Origin of the sequence: Janthinobacterium fluminis, from assembly GCF_028595325.1 — a bacterium.
Classification (GTDB): Bacteria; Pseudomonadota; Gammaproteobacteria; order Burkholderiales; family Burkholderiaceae_D; genus Janthinobacterium; species Janthinobacterium fluminis.
Genome location: NZ_JAQQXR010000003.1, coordinates 1 through 23,966 on the forward strand (window position 1 = coordinate 1; position 23,966 = coordinate 23,966).

The 23,966-nt window shown below is 67.9% G+C and carries 11 protein-coding genes and 1 pseudogene; 2 read left to right on the forward strand and 10 right to left on the reverse strand.

From position 1 onward, the window contains the following. The 7 genes and pseudogenes from OIK44_RS08790 to OIK44_RS08820 all read right to left on the reverse strand — a co-directional run. Positions 1-829 (reverse strand): annotated as a pseudogene (locus tag OIK44_RS08790) (nitric oxide reductase activation protein NorD); the annotation flags it as partial. Between the two features lie 7 nt (positions 830-836). Then, positions 837-1,628, reverse strand: coding sequence for a CbbQ/NirQ/NorQ/GpvN family protein (locus OIK44_RS08795; RefSeq protein WP_273670364.1), 792 nt, complete (start codon positions 1,626-1,628; stop codon positions 837-839). Position 1,629: 1 nt separating this feature from the next. Continuing rightward, positions 1,630-2,988: a cbb3-type cytochrome c oxidase subunit I gene (locus OIK44_RS08800; RefSeq protein ID WP_273670365.1), complete on the reverse strand. Its 1,359-nt coding sequence runs from the start codon at positions 2,986-2,988 to the stop codon at positions 1,630-1,632. A gap of 30 nt (positions 2,989-3,018) precedes the next feature. Continuing rightward, the gene (locus OIK44_RS08805; RefSeq protein WP_273670366.1) at positions 3,019-3,858 is read right to left on the reverse strand and encodes a c-type cytochrome; all 840 of its coding nucleotides are present in this window, start codon (positions 3,856-3,858) and stop codon (positions 3,019-3,021) included. 206 nt (positions 3,859-4,064) lie between these two features. After that, on the reverse strand, positions 4,065-5,054 hold the full coding sequence (locus OIK44_RS08810) for a glycosyltransferase family 2 protein (RefSeq protein WP_273670367.1): 990 nt from the start codon (positions 5,052-5,054) through the stop codon (positions 4,065-4,067). Next, positions 5,027-5,434: a GtrA family protein gene (locus OIK44_RS08815; protein ID WP_273670368.1), complete on the reverse strand. Its 408-nt coding sequence runs from the start codon at positions 5,432-5,434 to the stop codon at positions 5,027-5,029. Before OIK44_RS08815 ends, OIK44_RS08810 begins: the two co-directional genes overlap by 28 nt. Then, on the reverse strand, positions 5,431-6,849 hold the full coding sequence (locus OIK44_RS08820) for a glycosyltransferase family 39 protein (protein WP_273670369.1): 1,419 nt from the start codon (positions 6,847-6,849) through the stop codon (positions 5,431-5,433). The genes OIK44_RS08815 and OIK44_RS08820 overlap by 4 nt, the downstream gene beginning before the upstream one ends. A gap of 523 nt (positions 6,850-7,372) precedes the next feature. Between OIK44_RS08820 and OIK44_RS08825 the strand changes: the two genes are divergently transcribed. After that, entirely contained in the window at positions 7,373-7,960 is a 588-nt protein-coding gene (locus OIK44_RS08825) for an FxDxF family PEP-CTERM protein (RefSeq protein ID WP_273670370.1), read from the forward strand. Between the two features lie 122 nt (positions 7,961-8,082). Here the strand turns inward: OIK44_RS08825 and OIK44_RS08830 are convergent, their stop codons facing one another. Continuing rightward, entirely contained in the window at positions 8,083-8,964 is an 882-nt protein-coding gene (locus tag OIK44_RS08830; RefSeq protein ID WP_273670371.1) for a LysR family transcriptional regulator, read from the reverse strand. A 173-nt stretch (positions 8,965-9,137) separates the two neighbouring features. Here OIK44_RS08830 and OIK44_RS08835 point away from each other — a divergent pair, with 173 nt between their 5' ends. After that, positions 9,138-10,142: a zinc-dependent alcohol dehydrogenase family protein gene (locus OIK44_RS08835; RefSeq protein WP_273670372.1), complete on the forward strand. Its 1,005-nt coding sequence runs from the start codon at positions 9,138-9,140 to the stop codon at positions 10,140-10,142. A 118-nt stretch (positions 10,143-10,260) separates the two neighbouring features. Here the strand turns inward: OIK44_RS08835 and OIK44_RS08840 are convergent, their stop codons facing one another. Continuing rightward, entirely contained in the window at positions 10,261-10,944 is a 684-nt protein-coding gene (locus OIK44_RS08840) for an RNA polymerase sigma factor (protein ID WP_273670373.1), read from the reverse strand. Positions 10,945-11,107: 163 nt separating this feature from the next. Further along, positions 11,108-23,884: a filamentous haemagglutinin family protein gene (locus tag OIK44_RS08845; protein WP_273670374.1), complete on the reverse strand. Its 12,777-nt coding sequence runs from the start codon at positions 23,882-23,884 to the stop codon at positions 11,108-11,110. Positions 23,885-23,966: the final 82 nt, after the last annotated feature.

Here is a 23,966-nt window from a genome sequence, read left to right on the forward strand (position 1 = left end):
GGCGGGCGCTGCGCAGCGGCCCGCCGGCGGCCTCGCCGCCCGGCGCGGCGCGCCCGGCTGCGGCCGCGTCCGGCGCGCCGCGCCATTCGCCGCTCCACCAGTCCATCCACAGCAAACGCCCGCGCCGCGCCGGCACTTGCGCGGCCAGCGCGCGCTCCAGCGTCCGCGCCTGCGCCAGCACCGCGGCCGGCGAACGCGCGGCGGCGCAGTCGACACCGGGCACGCCGCCGTCCGCCAGCACGGCGCGCACCAGCCGCTCCAGCGCGCGCACGGGCGGCGCGAACGCCGCCATCGGTGGGCGGCGCCGCAGCGCCTCGGCGCGCACCGCCCGCAGCGACGCCGCCATGCCGGGCAGCAGCCGGGCCAGCTCGGCGTCGGCCGCGCGCGCCTCCAGCACCAGGTACAGCGCGCGCAGCAGCGCCGTGCCCGCCGGCGGGTCGTGGCCGGCGCTGCCGCGCACGGCGCGCATCGCCTGTTGCAGCGCCAGCGCGCGGTAGCGCTCGATGGCGGCCGCCGCGTCCTCGCCGGCGTCGAAGGCGGCCGGCAGCCAGATGCTGTCGCCGTCCGTGGCCGGCAGCGCGGCCGCGTGCGCCGGCGCCTGCCCGCGCAGCAGCAGCTTGCTCAACCAGGTGGGCGGCGCCGGCGGCTGGGCCACGCGCAGCGTGAAGCCGCGCTGGAACACGGCGCGGACCAGCAAGTCCAGGCGCGGCGCCACGTCGGACAGTTGCAGCGGCGCCGCTCCGGGCGCGCGGTGGCGCCGCCACAAAGCCTGCGCGAACACGGTGGCGTGGCGCGCCGCGTCGGTGATGACATCTTCCGCCTCGGCCACGCGGCGCCTAGACGAAGGTGAGGCCGACCAGGTCGCGCATCGCGCCCACCAGCGTCGGCTCGTCCGACAGCGGCGCGACGATGGCGGCGTGGCAGGCCTGCTGCACCGGGATGCCGCCGGCCACCAGGCGCGCGGCGGCGATCAGCAGGCGCGTGCTGGGCACCTCGGCCAGGCCGCGGTCGTGCAGGCCGCGCAGGCGCTGCCCCAGCGACACCAGCGCGTGCGCCAGGTCGTGGCCGACGCCGCCCTCGCGCGCGACGATGGCGCTTTCGCGCTCGGGCGGCGGAAAGGCGAAGTCGAGCGCGACGAAGCGCTGGCGCGTGCTCGGCTTCATGTCCTTGAGCATGCGCTGGTAGCCCGGGTTGTACGACACGACCAACTGGAAGCCGGCGGCCGCCGCCACCGTTTCGCCGGTCTTGTCGATCGGCAGGATGCGGCGGTGGTCGCTCAGCGGATGCAGCACGACCACCGTGTCCTGGCGCGCCTCGACGACTTCGTCGAGATAGCACAGCGCGCCCTCGCGCACGGCGCGCGTCAGCGGGCCGTCTTGCCAGACGGTGCCGGCGTGGCCGATCAGGAAGCGCCCCACCAGATCGCTCGCGCTCAAGTCGTCGTGGCAGGAAATCGTCACCAGCGGGCGTCCCAGCCGCCACGCCATGTATTCGACGAAGCGGGTCTTGCCGCAGCCGGTGGGCCCCTTCAGCATGACGGCCAGCTGGCGCGCGTGGCACTGCTCGAACAACGCCACCTCGTTGCCGCTGGCCAGATAGTACGGCGCGCCGCCGTCGGCCCCGTCCACCTCAGGCGCCCCGCGCCGCCAGCCCCGCCTCGGCCAGCCCGTCCGTCTCGAAACGGGGCGCGTGGCGGAAGAAGTCGAGAATGAACAAGGCCACGCCGACGGCGAAGATCGAGGCGGTAATGACCAGCATGACGAAGTGGATCTGGATCTTCAACTGGGCGTCGAGGAAGCCCAGGCCCATGATGCGCTCCAGATAGACCTGGGCGATGCCGGCCGTGGCAAACGAGAGCGTCATGCCGAACATGCCGCCCAGTTGCAGCCAGAACGCCCAGTAGCCCATCGCCGTGCCCTCCTCCGGGCGCCGCGTCAGCGACGGCAGCGCGAAACTGATCATCGCCATGACGATCATCGCGTAGGCGCCGTAAAACGCGGCGTGGCCGTGCATCGCCGTGATCAGGGTGCCGTGGGTCCACTTGTTCACGGCGGGGAAGGTGTGCGCCAGCCCCAGCAGGCCGGCGCCGAACAGCGTGAACACGGCGCTACCGACGGTCCAGTGCAGCGCCAGCTTGTTCGGGTGAGCCAGCCCCGAGCGGCGGATCGCCGAATAGGCGTAGATCGCCATGCCGACCAGCGCCAGCGGCTCCAGCGCGCTGAAGATGCCGCCTATCGGCAGCCAGTAGCTGGGCACGCCGACCCAGTAATAGTGGTGGGCCGTGCCGAGGATGCCGGCGATGAAGACCAGCCCGACGATCACATACAGCCATTTCTCCATCACTTCGCGGTCGGCGCCGGACAGGCGGATCAGCAGGTAGGCGAGGAAGCCGCCCTGTATCATTTCCCACACGCCCTCGACCCACAGGTGGATGGTCCACCAGCGGTAAAAGATCGACACCGTGTAGTTCTCATAGTGCAGCAGCGCCGGCAGATAGAGCAGCGCGGCCAGGCCCAGCCCGCCGATCAGCACGCCCTCGGTGGTGGTCAAGCGGCCGGCCTTCTTGATCGTCATGCCTATGTTGTAGAGGAACATCAGCATGACGAGGACGATGACGAGCTTGTGCGGCAGCGGCTGCTCCAGCAACTTGTTGCCCGTGCCCCAGCGGAACAGGTAACCGACAATGGCCGTCACCCCCATCAGCACCCACAGCACCAGCTGGACGTAGGCGATCCTGGTGCTATGCAGTTCGCCGCGCGATTCGTCCGGCACCATCCAGTAAGTCGCGCCCATGAAACCGGCCAGCACCCAGACGATCAACAAATTCGTGTGGATCACCTTGGTGACGTCGAAGGGCAGGATGTAGAGCAGCGGATCGGGGCCCAGGTACTTGGCGGCCGACAGCAGGCCGAACACCAATTGCAGCCCGAACAGGGCCAGCGCGACGGCAAAGTACCAGTAAGCGACAGCTTGCGATTTATATCTCATGGCATAACTCCGGCTGGGCGATCGGTGCGGCTATTTGAGCGAGGACAGATAGGCCGCCAGCTGGTCGATCTGCTGCGGCGTCAAGTCCTTCGCATACGTGGTCGGCATGAACGAGACGCCGTCGGCCGAATACATGGGGCCGGGCACCAGATGGGCGCTGGGCTCGCGCACGGATTCGCGGATATACCCGGCCAGGTCGGCGGCCTTGCCCCGGTAGCCGCCGGCGGCGAACAACTGCGCGGTGCGCCCCGCCAGGCCCGCCAGCGACGGCCCGGCCATGTTCACGCCGGGGGCGATCGAATGGCAGGCGGCGCAGGCCGGCGTGGCGCTGCGGAACACGCGCTCGCCCAGGGCGATCGGATCGTCGCCGCCGCCGGCCGGGCGGGCGGCGGGCGGCGCGCCGGCCTGGGCGCCGGCCTGGTCGGTGCCGGGAAAGGTCGCGCCGGTGACGAGGATGGGGCGCGGCGGCCAGTTCTGGTTGTCGACGTTGCTGACCCAGTCGAGGAAGGCGATCAGGTCGCCGATGTCGCCCTCGCTCAAGTCCTGCCTGGGCATCAGGCGGCGGTGGCGCGCCTCGTCATAGAACTTGGACGGATCGCGCAGGTAAGCCGTCAAATAATTGGCGCCGCGCAGCTTGGTGATCTTGGTCAGGTCGGGCGCGTAATAGGCGCCCTCGCCGAACAGCGTGTGGCAGTTGATGCAGTTGTTCTTGTGCCAGACGTCCTTGCCGCGCGTCACTTGCGGGGTGATCTTGTCGGCGTTGGTCAGCTTGCCGAACTGGCGGTGGCTGTCGAGGGTAAGTCCGAGGAGGGCGACGCTGGCAACGAGCGTCGAGGCGATGGCGAAGAGGCGGGCTTGTCGCTTGTTCATGCCGTCCCCTACACGCTGATCGCGGGCCAGTACTTCACTGCCGTGAACGCGGCATACCCCATGGCAGCCACCATCAACAGCACCACCAGATAAGCAAACAGCTTGATCGGACCAGTCCATCGTTGCATAGTGCCTCCCATTGGAAACCATGCAAATACTACCATGATGAACCGGCCGCGCAAGCGCAGTTTGATGACCCGGCGGCGTCAGCGCGCGCCGAAGCGGCGGCCGCAGACCAGCTCGACATGGAAGCGGGGGCGCCGTTTCGACGATTCGTAGACCTTGGCCAGGTATTCGCCGAAAATGCCCAGGCTGAGCAGCTGGACGCCGCCGAGGAAATACATGGGGATGACGACCGACGCCCAGCCGGGCAAGGCGTCGTCGGTGAAGATGCGCACCGCCAGCGCCCACGCCGCCAGCACGATGCTGCCCAGGGACACGGCCGCGCCGGCGCCGGTAATGAGCCGCAGCGGATAGGCGGTAAACGAGGTGATGCCCTGCCACGCCAGCGCCAGCATCTTGCTGACCGGGTATTTGGAAACGCCGGCGTAGCGCTCCGCCCGCTCGAATTCCACGGTGGACGTCTTGAAGCCGAGCTGCAGGATGAGCGCACGCAAGAACAGGTGCGACTCGTCGTACTCGCGCAGGGTTTCCAGCGCGCGCCGGCTCATCAGGCGGTAATCGGCGTGGTTGTAGATGATCTGCGCACCCATGAAGGCGAAAAATTTGTAATAGCTTTCCGCGAAAAAGCGCTTGAAAAAGGAATCCTTGTCGCGCCGCGAGCGCACCGCAAACACGATCTCGCTGCCCTTCCGGTAAGCGTCCAGCATGGCGGGAATGATCTCCAGATCGTCCTGCAAGTCGGCGTCGAGGCTGATCAATACATCGCCGGGCGCCGTCATCAAACCGCACAGCAGCGCATTCTGGTGGCCGCGGTTGCGGCTCAACTTGATGCCGCAGACGGCGCCGCCCTGCCGCGCATAGTCGTCGATCAACTGCCAGGTGCTGTCCCGGCTGCCGTCGTCGACATAGAAGATCGCGCTGTCGGCGGCGATGTCGCCGCTCGCCTTCATGCGGTCGAGCAAGGCGCACAAGCGGGCTGTCGTCTCCGGCAACACCTCCTGCTCGTTATAGCACGGCAGCACCAGGCCCAGAACCGGCAACTCCCTCACCTTGGCCTGTTCTTGAACGTCCAAAGACCATTGACGATGTAGTTCCATATCAATACACCCAAGGTTGTCAGAATCTGGGAGGGAATCACCGGCATCCCCAGCGAAAGCAACAGCGAAAGCAGAACGACATTCAGCAACAGCCCGGCGCTGCAAGTGGCCACAAAACGCGGCGCCGTGGCGCCATGCGCGGCCGCGCTGCGAAACGTCCAGCGCGCGTTCAGCAGATAGTTCGCCAGCGCACTCAAGGCAAAACCCAGCGACGACGCCAACACCACGGGCAAGCCGAGAACGACGACGCCCAGCGCGGCCAGCAAATAATGCAGCGCCGTCGACAAGCCGCCGACGACGAGGAAAGCGGCCATGCTGCGGGCCGAAAGATTGCCGTCCGGCCCCAGCCTCGTCATGCGCGGCCACCTTCGCGCTCCGGCAATCCCTGCTCCATCAGCAAGATACCCAACAGCACGCAGGGAATCCACAGCACCGGCTCGTGGTACTTGCCGCCGGACTCAAAGACCGTGTGCAGCGCAAAAAAATACCACCATCCCAAAATCAGCAAGCCCACGGCGTGCAGGCGCGCGCCGTCCAGCAGCAAAGCCGCCAGCAGCAGCCAGGCAAACAACCACCACAGATTCGACAGCAATTTGACGGCGAAATAGAGGCGGTTGTCGCGCCGCTCGCCCTGCCAGCGAAAGGTCGAGGCGACGCCGCCCGCGTCGTCGCCCATGAAGCGCGCCTGTTTCTCGACGCCCAGCCTGAAAAACGCCACGGGATGATCACGTATCCACTGCAGCGCCAGCCGGCCGGCCGTGCTATCGAGCTCCAGCTCGCCCAGGTGCGAAAGATCGACCTCGCCCCGCGGCGTGTAACCGCCATTCGCCAGCGGATTATTGGCGCGGTACAGATTCCATCCACCGTTCGTACTGACCAGCTTGAACGCCCCCAGCGCCTGATAATTGCGCAACGCCCAAGGCGTCAGCGCCAGCGCCGCGCCGAGCACCAGGATGGCGGCGCCGCCCGCCCCCCGCCATCCCGCGCGAAGCAGCAACAGCACGGCGGCGGCGGGAATCAACAACTGCGCGGACGGCTGCACCAGCGTGGCCGCGCCCAGCAACAGGCCGGCGCAAAACAGCAAGGCGCGCCTCGGCGACATGGCGCAGACGCCGGCCCACACCAGCAGCGCGATGACCAGCGTCTCCTTGTCGGCCGTGCCGCTGTGGGCGACGAGATTGGGCCACAGCGCGAACAACAGCGCGGCGACGTTGGCCGCCGCCGGCGTCGCCAGCGTGCGGCTCAGGCGATGCACGCCGGCCAAGGCAAGGGCAAACACCAGCAACTGGCTGCACAACAACACCCATTCGACGGGCAGCACGCGCAGGAAAGCGCTGAGAAAAAACGCATATCCGGGCGGCCAGTAGGCCAGCGTTTCCGCCGTCTCGTAGGCGCCGCCGGCGACCAGCTTGCCGGCCAGCTCCAGATAGGTGCGCCCGTCCGACACCGGCTGCGACGGAAAGGCGAAGGCCCAGGCCAGCCGCAGCGCCACGCCTGTCAACAGGGCCGACAGCAGGCCGCTGCGCGCCGCCATCCAGCGGGCAATGCGATAGGCGGCGGGCGCCCAGCGTCCGCGCAGGCATAGCAATGCCGCGAAGACGGCGACGGCCGCCAGAGCGGCCGCGATTTCAAGGGAAGCCGGCAACGCCACCGCGCCACGGGCGAGCAACACGGCCGTGGCTGCCCAAGCGCTGGCGCACACATAGAACAGCGCATAACTGAGCCATCGGCCATCGAGCAAAGCAGACTGCGGCGCAGTTGGCGGTTTCATTTTCTTCAGCGTGGCCGGGGAGTGTTCTGTATTGAAGCACATACGGCCCGGACTGTTTTCAGCAAACGGCTTGTAATTGAAATTGCTCAAGCTACCGCCGGACGCCGTGCCGCGCCCCAGCCTGACGATTTTTTGATGGAGATCATGGGGTGTGCGTCCACAGCGGGAGCGACGCTGTTCAAGGATTCAAAAAGCGCATGCCGCTTGCACGCGCGCGGCGGCTACACGCTGGGCGGCCTTGATCGGCAACGCGGTGGCGCCGTTCTGGTATCGCCCGTTTCCGCACCGCGAATAGCGGTCGCGATCAGCGGCCCGTTTGAGCGGGCGCAAGAGATCGGCAAAGTGCCACCTATACGATAACAAACACCACAGCCAAGATGCCAAACAAGCGGCCGGCTCGCCCGCTACAGAAAAATATCGCATTCTCCTTGGCACACTTATGTTCCCCAGTCGCGTACTGATGGCGCCCCCATGGCAGCCTCCGGCACGCATTCTATTCGCGCAAAAAGAACAAGGAAGCATCATGAAGTCCACTCTATTTTCCACACTGGCCACCGCCTTCGTGTTCGGCGGCGGCCTGATCGGCGCCGCGGCGCAGGCCGAAACGCAATCAGTTTTCTATCAGCACCTGAACTCAACCGCCGTGATCGCCAACCCGCTGCTGGCGAACGACACGCTGTTTATCGACACCTTCACCCCGGAGCGCGGCGCGCTGCGGCAGATCACGACGTTCACCGTCGGCGCGGGCGTCACCTCGTTTACCGGGCACGCCGCCTGGCTGGTGAGCACGCCGGCGGACGCCGGGCCGCGTCTGGTCGGCGTCAATATCGACCTGTTCGACACCAGCAATACGCTGATCCAATCCGATAGTTTCGCCGGCGTGCTGGCGGGTTTCGCCCACTCGACCATCAGCGGCCTGCTGGGGCCGGGCACCTACACCCTGGTCGCCACCGGCACCGGGCAGCGCGACTCGTCGCTGGACATCTCGCTGACGCTGGCGGTGCCGGAGCCCGCAACCTATACGATGCTGCTGGCCGGCCTGGGCATCGTCGGTTATGCACTGCGGCGCCGGATCGGCCGCGGCAGTGCCGGGGCGGCGCCACAAAGCTAGTTGCGTCTGTTGACCTGCGCGTTCAACGTCTGCCCTTCGGAAACGAAAAGAAGGGCAGGCAGGCCAACGTGCGCCATAAAGCCCATCCACAGTAGCGCCGCATCGAACATCGCCGGCGCCGATCAGCAGAACCGTTCCACCAAAAAATCCACGAAACTGCGCAACTTGGGCGAGCGATACCGATCCGGCAGGTAAACCACGCTCATTCGGTGGCTGGGGAGTGTATGCATGGGGAACAATTGGACCAGACGACCCGCCTGCACGTCGGCCTCCAACAAAATCGCCGGTTGCAGCACGATACCCAGGCCGTGCAATGCCGCAACGCGCAGCGCCTGCCCATGATTGACCTGTAACCGCCCTGAGACAGGAATGCTGCTGCATGCGCCGCCTTGCTCTGTCAGGCGCCAGTGCGCCAGGGCTGCAGGGGAGAAAGACAGGCATTCATGCTGGCTTAGCTCCTCCGGCGTGCGCGGTATGCCCCTGCGTGCCAAGTATTCGGGGGAGGCGCAGATCATCAGCAGATAAGGCGCCAGCGGCTTGGCGATCAGCGACGAATCAGGCAACTGGCCGATACGGATGGCCGCCTCGAACCCTTCCTCTACCAGATCCACCACCCGGTCGCACAAGGCCACCTCGACGCTAACCTCGGGATAGCGGTCCAGATACACAGACAAAGCGGGCATCAAGGCTTCGGTGCCGAAGGTGACGGGCGCGCTGACGCGCAGTTTCCCTGCGGGCGCGAGTTGCAGGTTCTGCGCTTGTACATCGGTTTCGGTCACCAGCCTGAGGATTTCCTTGCAGCGCGCGTAGTAGTCCTCGCCGAAGGCGGTCAGATGTTGGCGCCGGGTCGTTCGGTGCAGCAGTTGCATGCCCAGGCGTTTTTCCAACGTTCGCAAATGGTTTCCTGCCATCGTCGCCGAGATGTCGCAAGCCGTCGCGGCGGCGCTCAGGCTGCCTTTTTCAACGGCCAGGACGAATACCTTCATGCTGTCGAGCAAATCCATTAGCAATTCCTGATTTCAAATCAATCAATTAAATCACAGTTTATCCATTATTTATTTTAAATGATACTGATGTCTTTCCCGCATGCACCGCACTGACTTCGGGGGGCGGCATGCACTAGCTCGCGCACCAAGCCTCCCCGGCACAACACATCTTCCATTCCTGAGAAAAGACCATGAAAGCCATCCAACTTACCGCCCCCTCCCTCACCGCATTTCGCCAGACCGAGCTGCCCGACCCGAAGGCCGGTCGCGGCGAAGTACTGGTGCGCCTGCGCGCCGCCACGCTGAACTTCGTGGACGTGGCCATCGCGACGGGCAACTTCCCCGGAGTGGACTTTCCGCTGATCCCGGTCACGGACGGCGCGGGCGAAATCGCCGCGCTGGGCGAAGGCGTCAGCGACCTGGCTGTGGGCAATCGGGTTATCCCGCACTTCATGCCGAACTGGCAAAGCGGCGCCATCACGCCGCGCAATGTCGCTGCGATGCGCGGCGTCACGCTGCCGGGATCGCTGGCCGAATACGTCGCCATCCCCGCCACCAGCCTGGTCGCCTTGCCGGCCCACCTGGATTTCGTTCAGGGTGCCGCACTGCCCATCGCAGCGACGACCGCCTGGAACGCCGTGCGTTCCGCTTCCGTGCGTCCAGGTTCGGTAGTGCTGCTGCTGGGAACCGGCGGCGTCAGCATCTTTGCCCTGCAGTTCGCCAAAGCGGCTGGCGCCACGGTCATACTTGCATCCTCTTCCGATGAAAAGCTGGAGCGTGCGCGCCAGCTTGGCGCCGATCACCTGATCAACTACCGCGCCACGCCGGCCTGGGACGATGAAGTGCTGAAACTCACCGAGGGGCGAGGCGCCGATCTGGTGGTGGAGACGGTTGGCGGAGCAACCATCGCGCGCTCGCTCAACGCGGCGGCGGTGGGCGGCACGGTATTCACGGTTGGCTTTATCAGCGGTACGGCATCCTCGATCGACCTGCTGCCGATCATCGTCAAAGCCTTGCGCATCGTCGGCAACAACACCGGCTCCGTGGCCGATTTGGCGGAGGCGGCCCGAGCGATTGCCGCGCACCGCATCGTGCCGGTCATCGACCGCGTTTTTGGTATCGGCGACACCAGCGCGGCGTATGCCGAACTCAGTGCCGGCGGGCGGCACTTCGGCAAGCTCGCCATCGCGCATTGAGCCGCCGAAGACGCCTTAGCATACGTCAGCCAGATGCAGATTCGCTGCCATGGCGAGATGAGCAGTAATAGCCCAGGTGTCCTCAACGCCATCAGCACAGGATTCACCTTCGCATTTGTCAGTGCCGGAAGCAGCTTCGTTCGCGCGCCATCGCAGTGGCGTCTGCGGCGAGCGCCTTGGCCTGCCAGCGGCGCGAGAAACCTCGCCGGGACTGGCTGATGCCCCCAACCGCGTTCTGCCCGGTTTCCTGGGCACAGTGGTCCAGGGCCTGGCGCAGCATCGTATCGATGCTGGTCAGGGGAAGCTGATACTCGTCGGCGACTTCCTGGCGCGTCTTTTCTTCGATCCTCAGGGCAACCAGAACAGAACGGTGCCGATACGGCATGCGCTGCATCGCGCGTTCGACTGCGGCCAAATCGGAGCGGGCCAAAGCAATGAGGTCCGGACCGGGGGCCGGGTCAGTCAGATGCTCGATTACAGCCTCATCGTCGTACTGCGAAGACCACTTGCCGCGCAACTGGTCCATCGCGACGTTGCATGCTACCCGGTAGACATAGGCGTTCGGGTTTTGCACGGACATAGGGACGCTCATGCCCGCCAGTCGTAGCCAGGCGTCGTGCAGGCAGTCGCTGGCCAGGTCCTGACAACCGAGATTGCGCATCAATCGACGGTGCAGGCGGGCGTAGTTCGCAGCCAGGAATTCGCGCAGCACGATGCCTTGGCCATTTTCGCTGAAAGAATCTTCCTTGACCTTATCAACAACATTGGATGCATCCAGGCAATCCAGGGTACTCAGGTTCATGACGATATACCTCGGTGTTCGTCCGCAAGACGGGCAGCCCTGAGGGCACCGCAACGTCAGCAGAAAAAGGGGGAAAGGCAACCTATGCAAGTGCAAAGCGTTTCCCATCCTGTTCCCTGCATGTGCAGGAAACAGGTGAGTAACAGCGCTTCGTGCAACTGGCCTAGTGGTTCTGCTGCAACTGACGTCGTTGCTCGGGGCTCAAGCGTGCAAGCTGCTTGGCGTCAAAGTCCCGGCCGACGCCAACGAACTGCACCGGATTGACAGCGTCGTAGGGAGCGCCGCCAGATGACTGCAGCCCGGCCCGGGGCGGCGGCGGTGGCGCTTCACTCTCTTTCTCCATCGGCTCATCGCCAAAACCGATCAAGCGCACCGTGAAAATCGACGGCAGGTTCTGCCGCGCCGCACTGCGCTCGCGCCGCAGGACGTCCTGCGCGGCGGCCGTTGCCTGCGACGCTGCCGCACTGGCATTGCTCAACGCGCCGATATTCACCGCCGCAATGGTCGGCATGCCCACCGACTCACCCTTGACCGCGATATTGGCCGCGTTCACCACCTGCAGCGCAGCCAGGTTGACATTACCCGACACGCGGATACCCGCTTCGCCTGCGTCAATCGTGCCCAGCGGCGCGATCAGGTCGATGTCGCCGGCCGGCACTTCCGGGATCGGCGCCAGCGTGGCGATGCCCGCACCCGTGCTTGGCACATTGGACGACAGCGTGACGTTGCCCCACATGTCGTAGACACGCTTGGGCGGCGTGTAGACCACGGTGGTCTTGGAGCCGCGGCCGGCGTTGATGTCGCCCGCGGCCGACCAGCCCATAATGCCGCCGCCGAAGGTCGTCATGATACGGCTCTGGCCCAGCAGGATGCTGCCGAGCGAGTAGATCGCGATGTCGCCGGCACCCTGGGTGATCACGCCCGAGTCGGACGGCGGCGCCTCGCCCTCGATGCCGTAGACCTGGCGGCCGCCCGGCGTCATGAGCTGGATGTCGCCACCGAACAGCGTGCGCACGAAGCCGCTGCGCGGCGTGGCGCCGAGGTTGCCGCGGAACATAGTGATGTCGCCGCTGTAGTCGATCGGCTTGCCGTCCGCAGCCGCCTTGGGGAACAGCGCCGCGATGGCATTGCGCCCGCGCAGGTAGCTGCCGAAGCGCGCGCCGCCCGCATCGTTGTACTCGCGCCCGCCGGCCTTGAGTTCGGCGAAGTACACCTGGCGCGCAAAGATGCGTTGCTGCGTCGCCGGCAGCGCGTCGAAGAAGGCCCGCGCCTCGCCGACCGTACCGGTGAAGCCCAGGCCGTGGGCCGGGTCGGCCAGCCAGGTGGCCAGCTCTGCCTCGTAGGTCTTGACGACCTTGCCCGGCTGGTCGGCCAGCGGCAGGCCGGCCTGGGCACGGTTGCCTTCGCCGAGGTAGCGCGCCAGGAAGTCCTTGTAGTCGGGGCCGTTCGCGCCCACGCCGGCCAACATCGCGATGCTTGCACCCGGCCGGCTGTCGCCCGGCACCACCGGGCCCAGGCTGCTCACGCCCGCGCGGTCTTCCATCTGGATGTGGCGGCCTGCGGTGATCTCCAGCGTGCCGGGGCCGGCTACGCTAAAACTGCTGTAGACGATGTCGCGTCCGGCCGAGATCAGCGACACGTCGGTCGGGCCGTTGTGCGCGAACAGGTTGCCCGAGCTTTCATAGAGCGCGCCCAAGCTCGCATCGACGCGCAGGGCCTGGCCGATGGGCGTGCCGCTGCCGACGATGTCGCGCCCGGCCATCATCCGCACCGGCTGCCCGGCCTCGTAGTAAGTCCGGCCCGCGCGCGTCGGGTCGTTGGACAAGAAGCTGTTGATGCGGCCCGAGGCCACGCCCACCAGGTCGCCGTGCACGGCATAGAAGCGCACCGGTTCGCTGCCGTGTGCGCCGCCTGCCGACACGGTGTTGGCGCCCAGCGCGAACAATGGCCTGTCGTCTTCGACGAGGTTGCCGGCCTGGGCGAGATTGCTCACAGCTGTGCCGTTCGCCAGCGTGCCCCTGAAGGCCGGATGGAAGGGCGTGGCCATCGCGCTCTCGGCCGCGCCCGAGGGGCTCACGGTGTAGCCGCCGCCGTGGATCGAACCGCTGGCGAGGAACTCCAGCAGGCTGTTGGCAGACGGCGCCAGCACCAGCGCGCCGCTCGCCTGCGTCTCGCGCAACGTGACCGCGCTGCCGTAGTACAAGCTGCCGCTGGCAGCCACCGCGCTCAGGATGGACGGGTAGACGTGGGCCATGTCGGTCGGGGGCGCGCCGGGGTTGGCGATCTGCGGCGTCAAGTCGCCGCCGGCCGAGAACAGGCGGATCGCGGTGTTCGCCGTCCACAGCGTGAACCAGCTCTCGCCGCTGCCCCGGACCCCGCCCACCGTGAGGGGGCTACGGTTCTGAATCGCGGCGCGGCCCGCGTCGTTGGCGCCCGTCACGACCAGATCGCCGCGTGCGCTCAGATGGTAGCTCGCATCGCCCGGCACGAGCAATATGCCGCCCTGCGCCACCGCGCGGTTGGCCGAGAACGGATCGAGCGCGCGCGTTTCGCGTACGGACTGCAGATTCGGGTTCTCCGAATAGCTCAGCGACTGGGAGCCCATGGCGCCGGCTTGCATCTGCACGTCGCCGCGCAGGTTGACGACGGCACCGTTGAGCACCGCGTCGGTGTAGACATCACCGAGCGGATCGAGCGCGAAGGGATTGAGTGCACCGCCGACGCGCAGACTCAGGTCGCCGCCCCCCGTCAGCGCCAGGCTGCCGTCAGCCAGCACGCGGCCGGTGCCGCCCACCGCCAGTACCAGTCCGTTGCTGCGCCGGTTGTCCGTGCCGGTGCGAATGGCCGTGCCGCGCCGCGACACGACGCCGGCGTCGCCGCCCACGTCCACGCGCAGGTCGCCGCCGCCCAGCGTGCCGTAGCCGGTGAAGCCCAACAGCGTGTCGGTCGTGCCGCGCGTGGCGTAGCTGCCAAAGTTGATCCACCAGGCCGCGGCCTGATCGTTGCCCTCCCCGAGCGCGCTGCCGCTGCCCTGGCGCCACAGCCAGTTGGCGGTGTCGTTGGTCGTGACACCAAAATCCCGGGGGTTGGGACGGCTGGCGCCGACGGAGGAGATACGCTGCATCAGCTCGCCGGTCAGCTTGCCGCCGGCCTGTAACGTGAGGTTGCCGCCGCCGGCCGGGTACCAGGCGCGTGCCAAGCTCTCGGCGCCGCCGTTGACGAACTTCTCGTAACCCTTGTTCGCGTCGCTCAGCACCGTGCCGTTGCTGCCCACCACGCGCGGCAGGTTGTACGGGTCGCCGGCCTGGGTGGCCTGTGAGGAGGCACCGGCCGTATAGACGCCGTAGAGCGAATTCATGCCCAGGTCGCCGGCCGCGTGCAGGCCAAGGTCGGCGGCGCCGGTGCGCAGCACGCTGAAGCGGGTGCTGCCGGGCAGGTATTCATAGTAGACGTTCACGGGCAGCGAGACGCAATAGCTCGCGGAGGCCTTGCACAGCGCGTTGGCCGTCTTGAACGAGCCCCTGGTCAGCCGCGCGACATCGGCATCGAGTATGGGCTTATCCGCAAGCGCAGGATCTTTGAGTCGCTGGGCCCCGGACGCCGACCACTTGAAAGCGTAGATGGGCGTGCAATAGGAGCCCTTCTCCGCGCACAGCAGCGCAGCGGTCTGGTATCTGCCGCCCATGAGTTGCTGGGCGGCTTCGTCGGTGATTTCTACGCCTGCCTTTAAGCCCAGATCGGTAGCCGCGAGCGATGTCCACGCGAACGCGCCCTTGAACGGCAGCTCCTTGGCGAACAGGCCGTAATGGGTGTCGGCCATGCGCAGGTCGCCCGCTGCAGGGTGCTGCTGCAGCGTGCGCGGGTCGGCCGCGCTCAGATCGGCGCCGGCCACCAGTTGCACAGACCACGACTGCGAGCCTTCCGGCAGCATCGCGGCCGCGCCCCACAGCCGGCCCGCGCCGCCAGGGCGAAGCGCGACCGATGTGGCGTTGCCCGGCAGCTTGATGTCTGCCGAGGAGGGCAACAGCGCGCCCACGGGCAGAGCCGTGTCGCCGTTCATCAGGTACTTTGCGCCCACCAGCGGCAGCGCGACGCCCTTGGGCCAGACCAGCGCGTCCAGCATGGTGGCGCCCGGCAGGCGCGTGCCGGCGTCCAGGCGCGTGCCAACGGGCAGCGTGAGGGTCTCGCGGGCGATGCTGCCGGCCGCGTGGAGGATCTGGCCCGAGGCGTCACGCACATGGGCCGCGAGCACGGTGCCGGCAGGCAGCAGCATCTCAGTCGCAAGCGCGCTGGACACGGGGATCACCGTGCCGGCAGCGAAGTCAAGCGACTGGATCGGCAGGTCGAAGTTGAGCGCGTTGCCGCCTTCGAAGGCGCTGCCGTCGCCCAGCACGATGCCGGCGCGCGGAATCACCACGTCGGCGCCGAAGAAATTGATGCCCGTCGTCAGCAGCCAGCCCTTGTCGTCCTGCGTGGCGGGCGGCGGCGCGAAGCCATCGTTGACGCTGCCGTAGATGTCGAGGTTGCCGGCCGCGCGGATGCGCAAGATGCCGACTTCACCCGAGCCATAGACGCCGGTCTTTTGCGTGTGCGGGTTGACGCTGGCGTAGCGATAGCCCGACAGGTCGAGGTCGCCCGACACCACAACGTCGCCACCCGGGTTGCTCAGCGCATTGCTCACGATCTCGATGCCGGGGCGCAGATGGAAGGCGTCGGCATAGGCCGGGTTGCGCAGGCCGGCGAGCTTGCCGGCCAGGAGGCGGGCGGGGCCCAGCGCGGCAGTGATGAAGTCGTTGTTGTCGTCGTGCCTGTCCTTGAGCCAGGCCTGGGTGACCTCCTGGTAGGGCCGCCCGGTCGCGGCCGGCGTGCTGATCAGCGGGGCGTCGTCGTAGCGCTGCATGGCGTTGACCGCGATGGAGCGTGCGCCGCGGATGTCGAGCGCGCCGCGCGCGTCGATGGCGATGTCGCCGTAGACCGCCGCATCGGCTGCCCCGTTCATTCCCGGCAGGCCGTTGGCGCCGATGCGCGGCGCTGAGAGTTCGAGCGTGCCGCGCGCCCGGCCGTCGTTCTGGCCCGGCTGCGTGCCCGTGGTCACGGCCGTGCCGTGGCGCAGGTCGACGCGCGCGCCCTCGGCCAGCGTCAGCGCCCCGTCGCGGGTGCTCAGGTCGACGATCGCGCGGTTGGGCGAATCGATGATCTTGCCATAGCTGTCCACGCGCAGCAGCGTGCCGTGCGCATCGAGCACGGCCGAGCCCGCCACCGTCAGGGCGTTCTTCGCCGCGAGGTAGATGCGGCCTACGCGCTCGCCGCTGGCATCGACGGTGCCGGTGACCGTGAGGCTGCCGTTGTCGACCGCCACGTTGATCTCGCCGGCCTTCAGGCCGGCGCCGATCGTGAGGTCGCCCAGCTTGAGCTGGAAGGTGCGCGTGCCGAACACGCCGCCTTCGTTGAGCCGCTGGTTGAGGGATGCGAACGCGCTGTCGAGCGCTGCGCCATCACCGAGATGCTGTGCGCGGATTTCCACGCCGCCTGCGAGGTAGGGCACCAGCGTGCCACCCGCGTCGTAGCGCCCCGTGCTGCCGCCGCGGATCGCGCCCTGCAGGTCGACCACGCCTGCCTGGCCGCCCAGCGCCAGCGCCTTGAGCGTGCCGGCGCGGTTGTTCTGCGCCGACAGGTCGATCACCGAGCCCGCGGCCTGGCGCACATTGCCGGCCAGGCTTTCGAGCGTGACGTCGCCGCCCCAGCTGTACTTGGACACGTCGTTGAAAACGATCTTACGGCCGGCCAGGTCGAGCTGCGCGCGCCCGGTCAGCGTGAGGCCGTTGTCGGCGGTGATCACGAGCTTGCCGCTGGGCAGTGCCAGCGTGGTGTCGATGATCACGTCGCGGCCCGCAAGGCGCAATTCCGCGCCGAGTGCGGCATCGGCGGCCGCTGTGGCCGCAGGCACGGAAGCGCTCACGCGCAGCTCGCCGCCCGCGGTGATGCGGTTGAGCGAGCCCGCCGCGCCCGTCACCAACGGCGCGTCGATGCTGAGGTTGCCGCCGCTGTAGGCATAAGCCTTGCCGGCTTCATACGCGCCTTGCGACTGGTAGACCGAGAGGCTGCCCTTGTTGTTGGCGGTGATCCGGTCGCTGGCCGTGAGCCGCACGTCAGCGAAGCCCAGCGCCAGGCGCGCGTCGTCGCTGGCGCCCGTGGGTTGCGCGGCGAGGCCGCGACCCAATTCGATAGTCCCGGCTTCGATGGCCAGCGTGCCGCTGCCCGTGCCGGCGCCGCCCGTGACTACGGCGCCGGGCGCCACGGTCGATCCCGTCCAGACCAGGTGGCCGGTGCGAATGGTCGCCACGTCGTTCGCGTTGCCCGCGCCGTAGATGGCGGGCGTGCCCAGCACCAGGCGCGCGAGCGTGGATTTGCCGGTGGCCGGGTCGATGGTGTCGAGCGAGGCGCTGCCGAAAAAGCGCAGGCCGCCACTGGCATTGAGCTCCAGCGTGGCGAGCGCCGGGGCGCCGTACTGCGTGTCGCCGCGCAGCAGGCGCTTGAGCACGCTCTGGTTCAACACCAGACCGGACGGTAGCGTGTTGCGCGCGGCCGCGTCGGCCAGCACCGCGCCGTCGCCAACGTTGATGCCCTGCACGGCCAGCGTCAGGTGGCGCGTGCCGTAGCGCACCGCGTCGTCGAGCACGAAACGGTCGGGCGTGGCCAGCGCGATGGTGCCTTTGGAATACAGCTCGGCCTGGCCCGCGCAGGGCGAGACGGCGCATGTGCCGACCTGCAGGCTGCGGTTCCCTAGCCAGTCCACGCTCGGCAGACCCGGCAGCATGCTGAGCACGCCGTTGGATACGGCCACCAGATTGCCGGCCGTACCCGCGTAGAAGAATCCATCGGCCGAGTCGTAGGCCGCGCGGCCCTTGCCCAGCGTGTTGACGCCCGCGCCCCGCTCGATCACGAGGTGGCTGGGGAACTCGGTGTTGGTGGCATCCGCGAGCAGGAACACCTCGGGAGCCGACAGCACCGCGCCCTGGCGCAGCGTGAGTCCGTTCGTCCCTGGGTTGAACCTCACAATGTTGCCGCCCGCGCCGTATTCCACATACTGCAGCCCGCCGAGCATCAGCCGCGAGGTGCCCATCGCATTGAGCGCATCGGCGTTCAGCGTCACGCCCTCGAAGCCGGTCGTGGCCTTCGCGCCGCCGCCCACGACCTCGATCTGGCTTTCAGGTCCCCCGGATCCCGCAAAAACGGCCACCGCGCCGCCGTAGCCGCCCTTGGCCGCGTCGAAGCGGCCGATGCCGTCGAAGCGGAAGGCATCGACACCGGCGCCGCTGTTCGGCACGAGGTTCAGCAGCAGCGTGCGCACGTCCGCCGGCGCCAGCGCGCGCGGCACGCCGATGCGCGCGGAGTCGCTCACGATGAACTGGTTGAACGAGGTCTCGTTGTACTGCGAGTAGGTGCGCAGCACCTCGGCCGGTGTGAGGATGGCCTGGCGGAACAGCGTGTCGCCGATGGCGGTATTGGCGATGCCGAGCCGCGCGGCGGCCGACCACGAGCCGTTGCGCATCGCGCTGCCGGGCTGCGCCGCGCCCTGGCCGGCGCTGCCGTTGAGCTCGACGCGGAAGGCGCCGGGCAGCAGGGCGTAGGTCGAGGGCATCAGCGTGTAGGTGCCCGCGGGCAGGCCCGGCACGCCGGCGCCCAGCGTGATCCGCTGGCCGATCAGCGGATCGACCGCGCCACGCTCTCCGCCCACCGGGGCGACCGGGGCCTGCACGCCGGGCACGACGGCATAGACCGGGTTGCCCGCGAGACTAGGCAGGCTGAAGCTGCCATCGGCCGCATTGCGCACCAGCGGGTGGTAGCGCGCATCGGTCGAGCCGCCGCGGCCACCGATAAAGCCGGAGCCCGTGAGTTCGCCGCCACCCGAGAGGTCCAACACCGCGCCTTCCCGCACATGGACACGCGCGCCGCCCAGCGTGAGGCCGACCGTCAGCGTCTGTCCGCGCGAGTCGGCGCCGCCCACGCCGATCAACTGGACCTTCGTGCCGTCGTAGAGGTAGTTGAGGCCGTCGACCGTGCCGCCATAGGGCATCAGCAGGCCCTTGCCACTGACCGAGGTCAGGCTGCCAGGCAGGAAGTCGACGCGCGTGGTGTTGGCGTCGCCGATGCGCAGATTGCCCAGCGGCACGCGCAGCACGCCGCCCTGCTCGATGGTCGCGGCGCCGAGCGCCAGGCCGCCGAAGGCCGCATAGGGCATCGCCGGCGCGGCTTGGCCGTTGCCTTCGATGCGCAGCAGGCGATCCGGTGCGTAGGCGCCGTCGCGCAGCACACCCGCCTGGATCGAGGCCGAGACGCCGGTGGCCGGGTAGATTTGTGCGGCCCGCAATGTGAGGTCGCCTGGGGTGGCGAGGCTGGTCGTCGGCACGCCGTTGGGCAAGGCCGGCACGTCGGACAGAAAGCGTAAGTCGCCGTCGCTTCGCAGCGTGGTCTGGCCGAAGCCACGCCGCTCGACCCTGATGCCGCCGAGGTTCTCCGGCGTGTCGATGTCGGACGATATCGGCATATCACCGTTGACACCAGACATTCGGACCGACGAGCGCACGTCGATGAGGCCGGCATGCACCTCGAAATGCGCCTCGGAGGGCAGCCAGTCGGCGCTGCTGATGACGCCGAAACGACCCCGGGTCACGTCCAACGCTGAGTTCTGCGTGATGCCGGCCAGCCGCACGTAGGGCGCGTCCAGCGTGATGTGCGCGTTGTTGCGCGCGCTGTTGGCCAGCATCAGCGCGCCGTAGGCCGACAGGCTCTGGCCGAGCCGCAGGCTGGCGTTGTCTTCCAGGCTGATGCCGCCCGCGCTGAGCAGCGCGAGGTTGTCGAAGCCGCCCCGTGTGACGGTGTCGACGCCCAACCGGCCGTGGCCATAGACCAGCGCTGCATCGGCCGCGCCGGGGGCCAGTGCGGCCGGCAGGTCCGACGGACCCTGCAGCCCGCCGACCACCAGGTCGCGGTAGCTGCGCACCGCGTTCTCGGCCAGCACGTACTGCGCCGGGCCGGAACTCGTGCGCACTTCGGGCGATTCCAGCGCGACTTGCAGCGTGCCGCCGGCCGCGCCCGCGCCGCCCGAGCGGGCCCGCATTTCGCCGTCGAGGTAGAGGCCGTTGTTCGAGGCCAGCGCGATGTGCCCGCCGCGGCTCGCGACCGCGACCGGGCCGGCATCGCCCATGTCGAGCACGGCGGCGCTGCCCGAGGCATCGAGCAAGGCGCCCCCGCGCACGACGACGAAGCCGTTGGCGGCCGTGGCCGAACCGTCGCTTTCCTTGATCTCGCCGCCGATGACGATGCGGCCGCCGTCGCGCACGGTGCCGTAGCGCCGGCCCCGCGCATCGAGCGCGGTCGCGGGCGTGGCGGACACGTCGATCACGGCCTGCCCGCCGATCCAGATCGAGCGGCTGTGCGCCGCGTCCACGGCGCGCTCCTGCTCCATGCGCGCGAGGTCGAGGTTCTTGAGCGAGATGCTGCCACCGTGCGCCTGCAGCCGGCCTTGCAGCGTGAGCTGGCCGGCGCTCAGCACCTGGATCGACTGGCCCGCATCGACCGTGATCTGCGCATCCTGACCGATGACCGCGGCCACCTTGGGCAGGTCGGCCGCCAGGGTCTGCGCCGTGCCCGCCCGCAGGCTCAGGCTCGCACCGGCGCGCTGCGTGAGCACGCCCTTGACGGCATCCTCGGTGTAGAGCAGCGGCGTCCAGGTTTCTAGCGCCTTGCCCGCATCGGCGGTGGTCGCGACATGCTTGGCTTCGGGCCCCACGCGGAACACCGGCATCGTCACCTCGACCTGCGTGCCATCGGCCACCGTGAGGCCACGGTCGCCGATGAGTTCGTAGCGGCTGAAGCCCTTGTCGAAGAAATTGCCGGCTAGCACCAGCGTGCCAGCATCGGCCGCAGCCACCGATCCGTCGGTGACGAGTATCTGGCCGGCCTGCAGGCTCAACGTGCCGCCGCCCGAGGTGCCCCAGCCGCGCAAGGCGCCATCGATCGCCAGCACGCCATCCCCGCCGGTCTGCGCATTCGCCTGCAGCCGGATGTCGCCGCCCTTGCCGCCTTGCTGCGAACCGCCCTTGGCCAGCAAGGCCGCGCCCGAGGACACGTCGAGCACGCTGCCCTGGGCCAGCAGCACGTCGCCGCTGCTGCGGATCGACACGCTACCGCCGTTGCGCCACGCCAGGTTGCCGGTGTCGGTAGGATCGAGCCGCAGGTTGCTCCACAGGCCGCGCGCGTCCAGTGCCACGCCCCGGGCCACCGCCACGCCCGCGCGCACGCCGTCGGGCGTGCTGATCTGCGTGGTGTCATCGAGGTAGTTGGTGCTGGCCTGCGCGAGCGTGTCGCCCAGGCGGATGCTGCCGCCGCGCGCCGTGAGGTCCGCGTTCACCCCGACCTTCGAGCCGTAGAGCGCGATGTCGCCGCCATTGCCCAGCGTCAGCGCCGCGTCCACCGTGATCGAGTTCGCGGCCGCAATGCGCACCGCGCCCAGCGAGAAGCCGTTGAGCAAGGTGGTGTCGAGGGTCAACATGTCCTGGCGCGCGGCCGGCAGCGCCGCCGTGAGGTCTAGCCCGGCGGCGATGCGGTCGGCCGTGTCGCTCAGCACCACGTCCTTCACGCCCGCGGTGTCGAGCCGGCGGTGCATCAGGCCGGTGCTCTTGTCGTAGAGGGTTCCGTAGCTGCCGATCACCAGCTGCCCGCCGCGCGCCACCGCCTTCTGCGACTGCTCGTACCCGTCGAGCCCGGCCTGCGCAGTCTGCGTCTGGCGGCTTCCCTGGAAGGTGTCGCCCGCGATGTCGCCCTCAAGCACCGCGCTCTTCGTCCCGACCACCAGCACGCCGGCATCGCGGCCCACCGTGTAACCGCTTTCCAGCCTGCGCTGCGGTCCGATCAGCGGGTTGTAGTAATAGCCGCTCGCCTTCTCGCCCCAGCGTTCGTGCTTGTCCTCGAATCCTTTGTAGACGCCCGTGTAGCGCTGGTCGCCCGGGGCCTGGCTGACTTCATACAAGCGCCCGTCGGCCCCCTTGAGCCAGGTCAGATGGACGAAGCCGCTCTGCACATTGAGCGTGCCGCCGGACAGATTGACCTTCGATCCGGCCTGCGTGACCACATCGTTGCCGCCGAAGCTCACCGTGCCGCCCTGCGCCATCCATTCGCCCACGGTGTGCCCCGCCGTGCCAAGATAGCCGCCGACCTCCAGCAGGCCGCCCGCGGTGTACCAGCGGTCGGTGGCATAGCCATTGCTGCCCTTGGGTACGAACACCAGACTGCGGCGGTCGACCCACGCGTCGTTGCTGTTGAGGTTCTTGCCATCCCGGTTGATCGGCGCGTCGCGCTGTTCGTTGCCCTGGATGTTGACCTTGATGTTGTTGGACTCCATCGACAGGTTCACGCCCACGGCACCGGAGACGTCGATCTGGGCACGCTCACGCACCAGGCTGCGCTGGGCTGCATTGACGACGATCTGGCCGCCGGTGGCCAAGGTCAGGGAGTCGCTCTGGAAGTCCACCGTGCCGCCGCTGGCGATCTCGATGCGGGACTGGTCGCGGCGGTCGGCGAGGGCCACAATGTTGTCAGCGCTGCTCAGCGCCGGGCCGCGCAGGCCATCGCGCTGGCTGTCCAAAGCAGTGCTCTTGCCGTCGTCTTCGATCACCACGGCGGTAGTGGCACCCTGGCCGAGGGCAATCTTGCCATCGGTGCCAATGGCATGGAGGTGCACGGTGCCGCGGGTGTTGACGCTGGTGGTGGCGAGTACGACACCGTTTTGCTGTACCTCACGCCCAACCATTGTCAGGTCGCCCTCGCGAGCCTGGATCAGGCCGGTGTTGCTGACCTTGCCCGACAGGCTGTCGGTGTTGAACTGTGGGGTGATCTCGTTGCCGCGCGTGGTCGACGCCTGGTTGCCGTCGGTGCCGACACCCTTCTTAATGACGAAGCTGTCGCCGGCCGAGAGCGCGGTCTGGCCTTTCTGCGTGGAGATGTCCGCCGCGTTGTGCACGTCCTTGCCGAGCAGCAGGACATAGCCGCCGCCTTCGGTGGCGGTCTTCGGGGCCGGCGTGGCGATCCGGGCGCCGGACTGGATCTCTACCTTGCCCTGGGCGTTGGTGAAGCTGGGTTGGCTGGCGTTGGCGGTGTAAATGCCGTTGCTCTTGAACTGGCCGTCGCCGATCTCGGCGGCGACGGCGACGAGATTGCGCGTGTTGACCTGGCTGCTGCCATTGAAAACGATACCGTTGCGGTTGACAATGAGCACCGTGCCATCGGCCTTGATCTGGCCCTGGATTTGCGAGGGGCGTGCGTTCGGATCGTTGACGCGATTGAGAACGGCCCATTCCTTCTGCTGCCTGAATTCGACCGTCGTGTTGCGCCCGAGATTAAAAGTCTCCCAATTCAGGATGGCCTTGTCGCCGGTCTGCTTGATGGCGACGTTGATGCGACCGTCGACCTGTGAAAGCTCCGGGGCATTGGCGTTGTGCCAGCCCGCAGTCAGCGAATTGGTGTCAATTTTCAGGCCACCCGCGGCCATGCCATCGGGGACGGACGCAGCATTGGCGGCCGCGAGGCGGGCGGCGGCCTGGGCCGACTGCTGCGCCGCGATGCCGCGCGCGGCCAGGTTCAGATTGCTGATGGAGCGCTGCAGTTGCTCGTTGGCCTTCTGCTGCTGTCCGAGCGGGCTCGGCAGGCTGGATGCGGGCAGGCCGTTGGGCAGCCTGCCCGTTTGCGACGCCGTGTCCCGGACCGCGCCCTTGTCGGCAAACCATGCCGGACTGAACGCGCGCTGCGCATGGGCCGGCACCGTTACCGCGCCTGCGGCCAGTGTCAGCGCGATGGCCCGCGCCAACGGCGCCAGCCTGAATGCCCGATCTTGTTTGCATATCGTTTGATTTTCCCTGCCACTGCGCCCGCGTGTGTTCATGTAAGTTTCCGCCTGGTCATTGAGTCGATGCCGTTCGGCTGCCCGTCTCGCGCCGGCCAGCCTCATTCATGGAGGCTTTCCG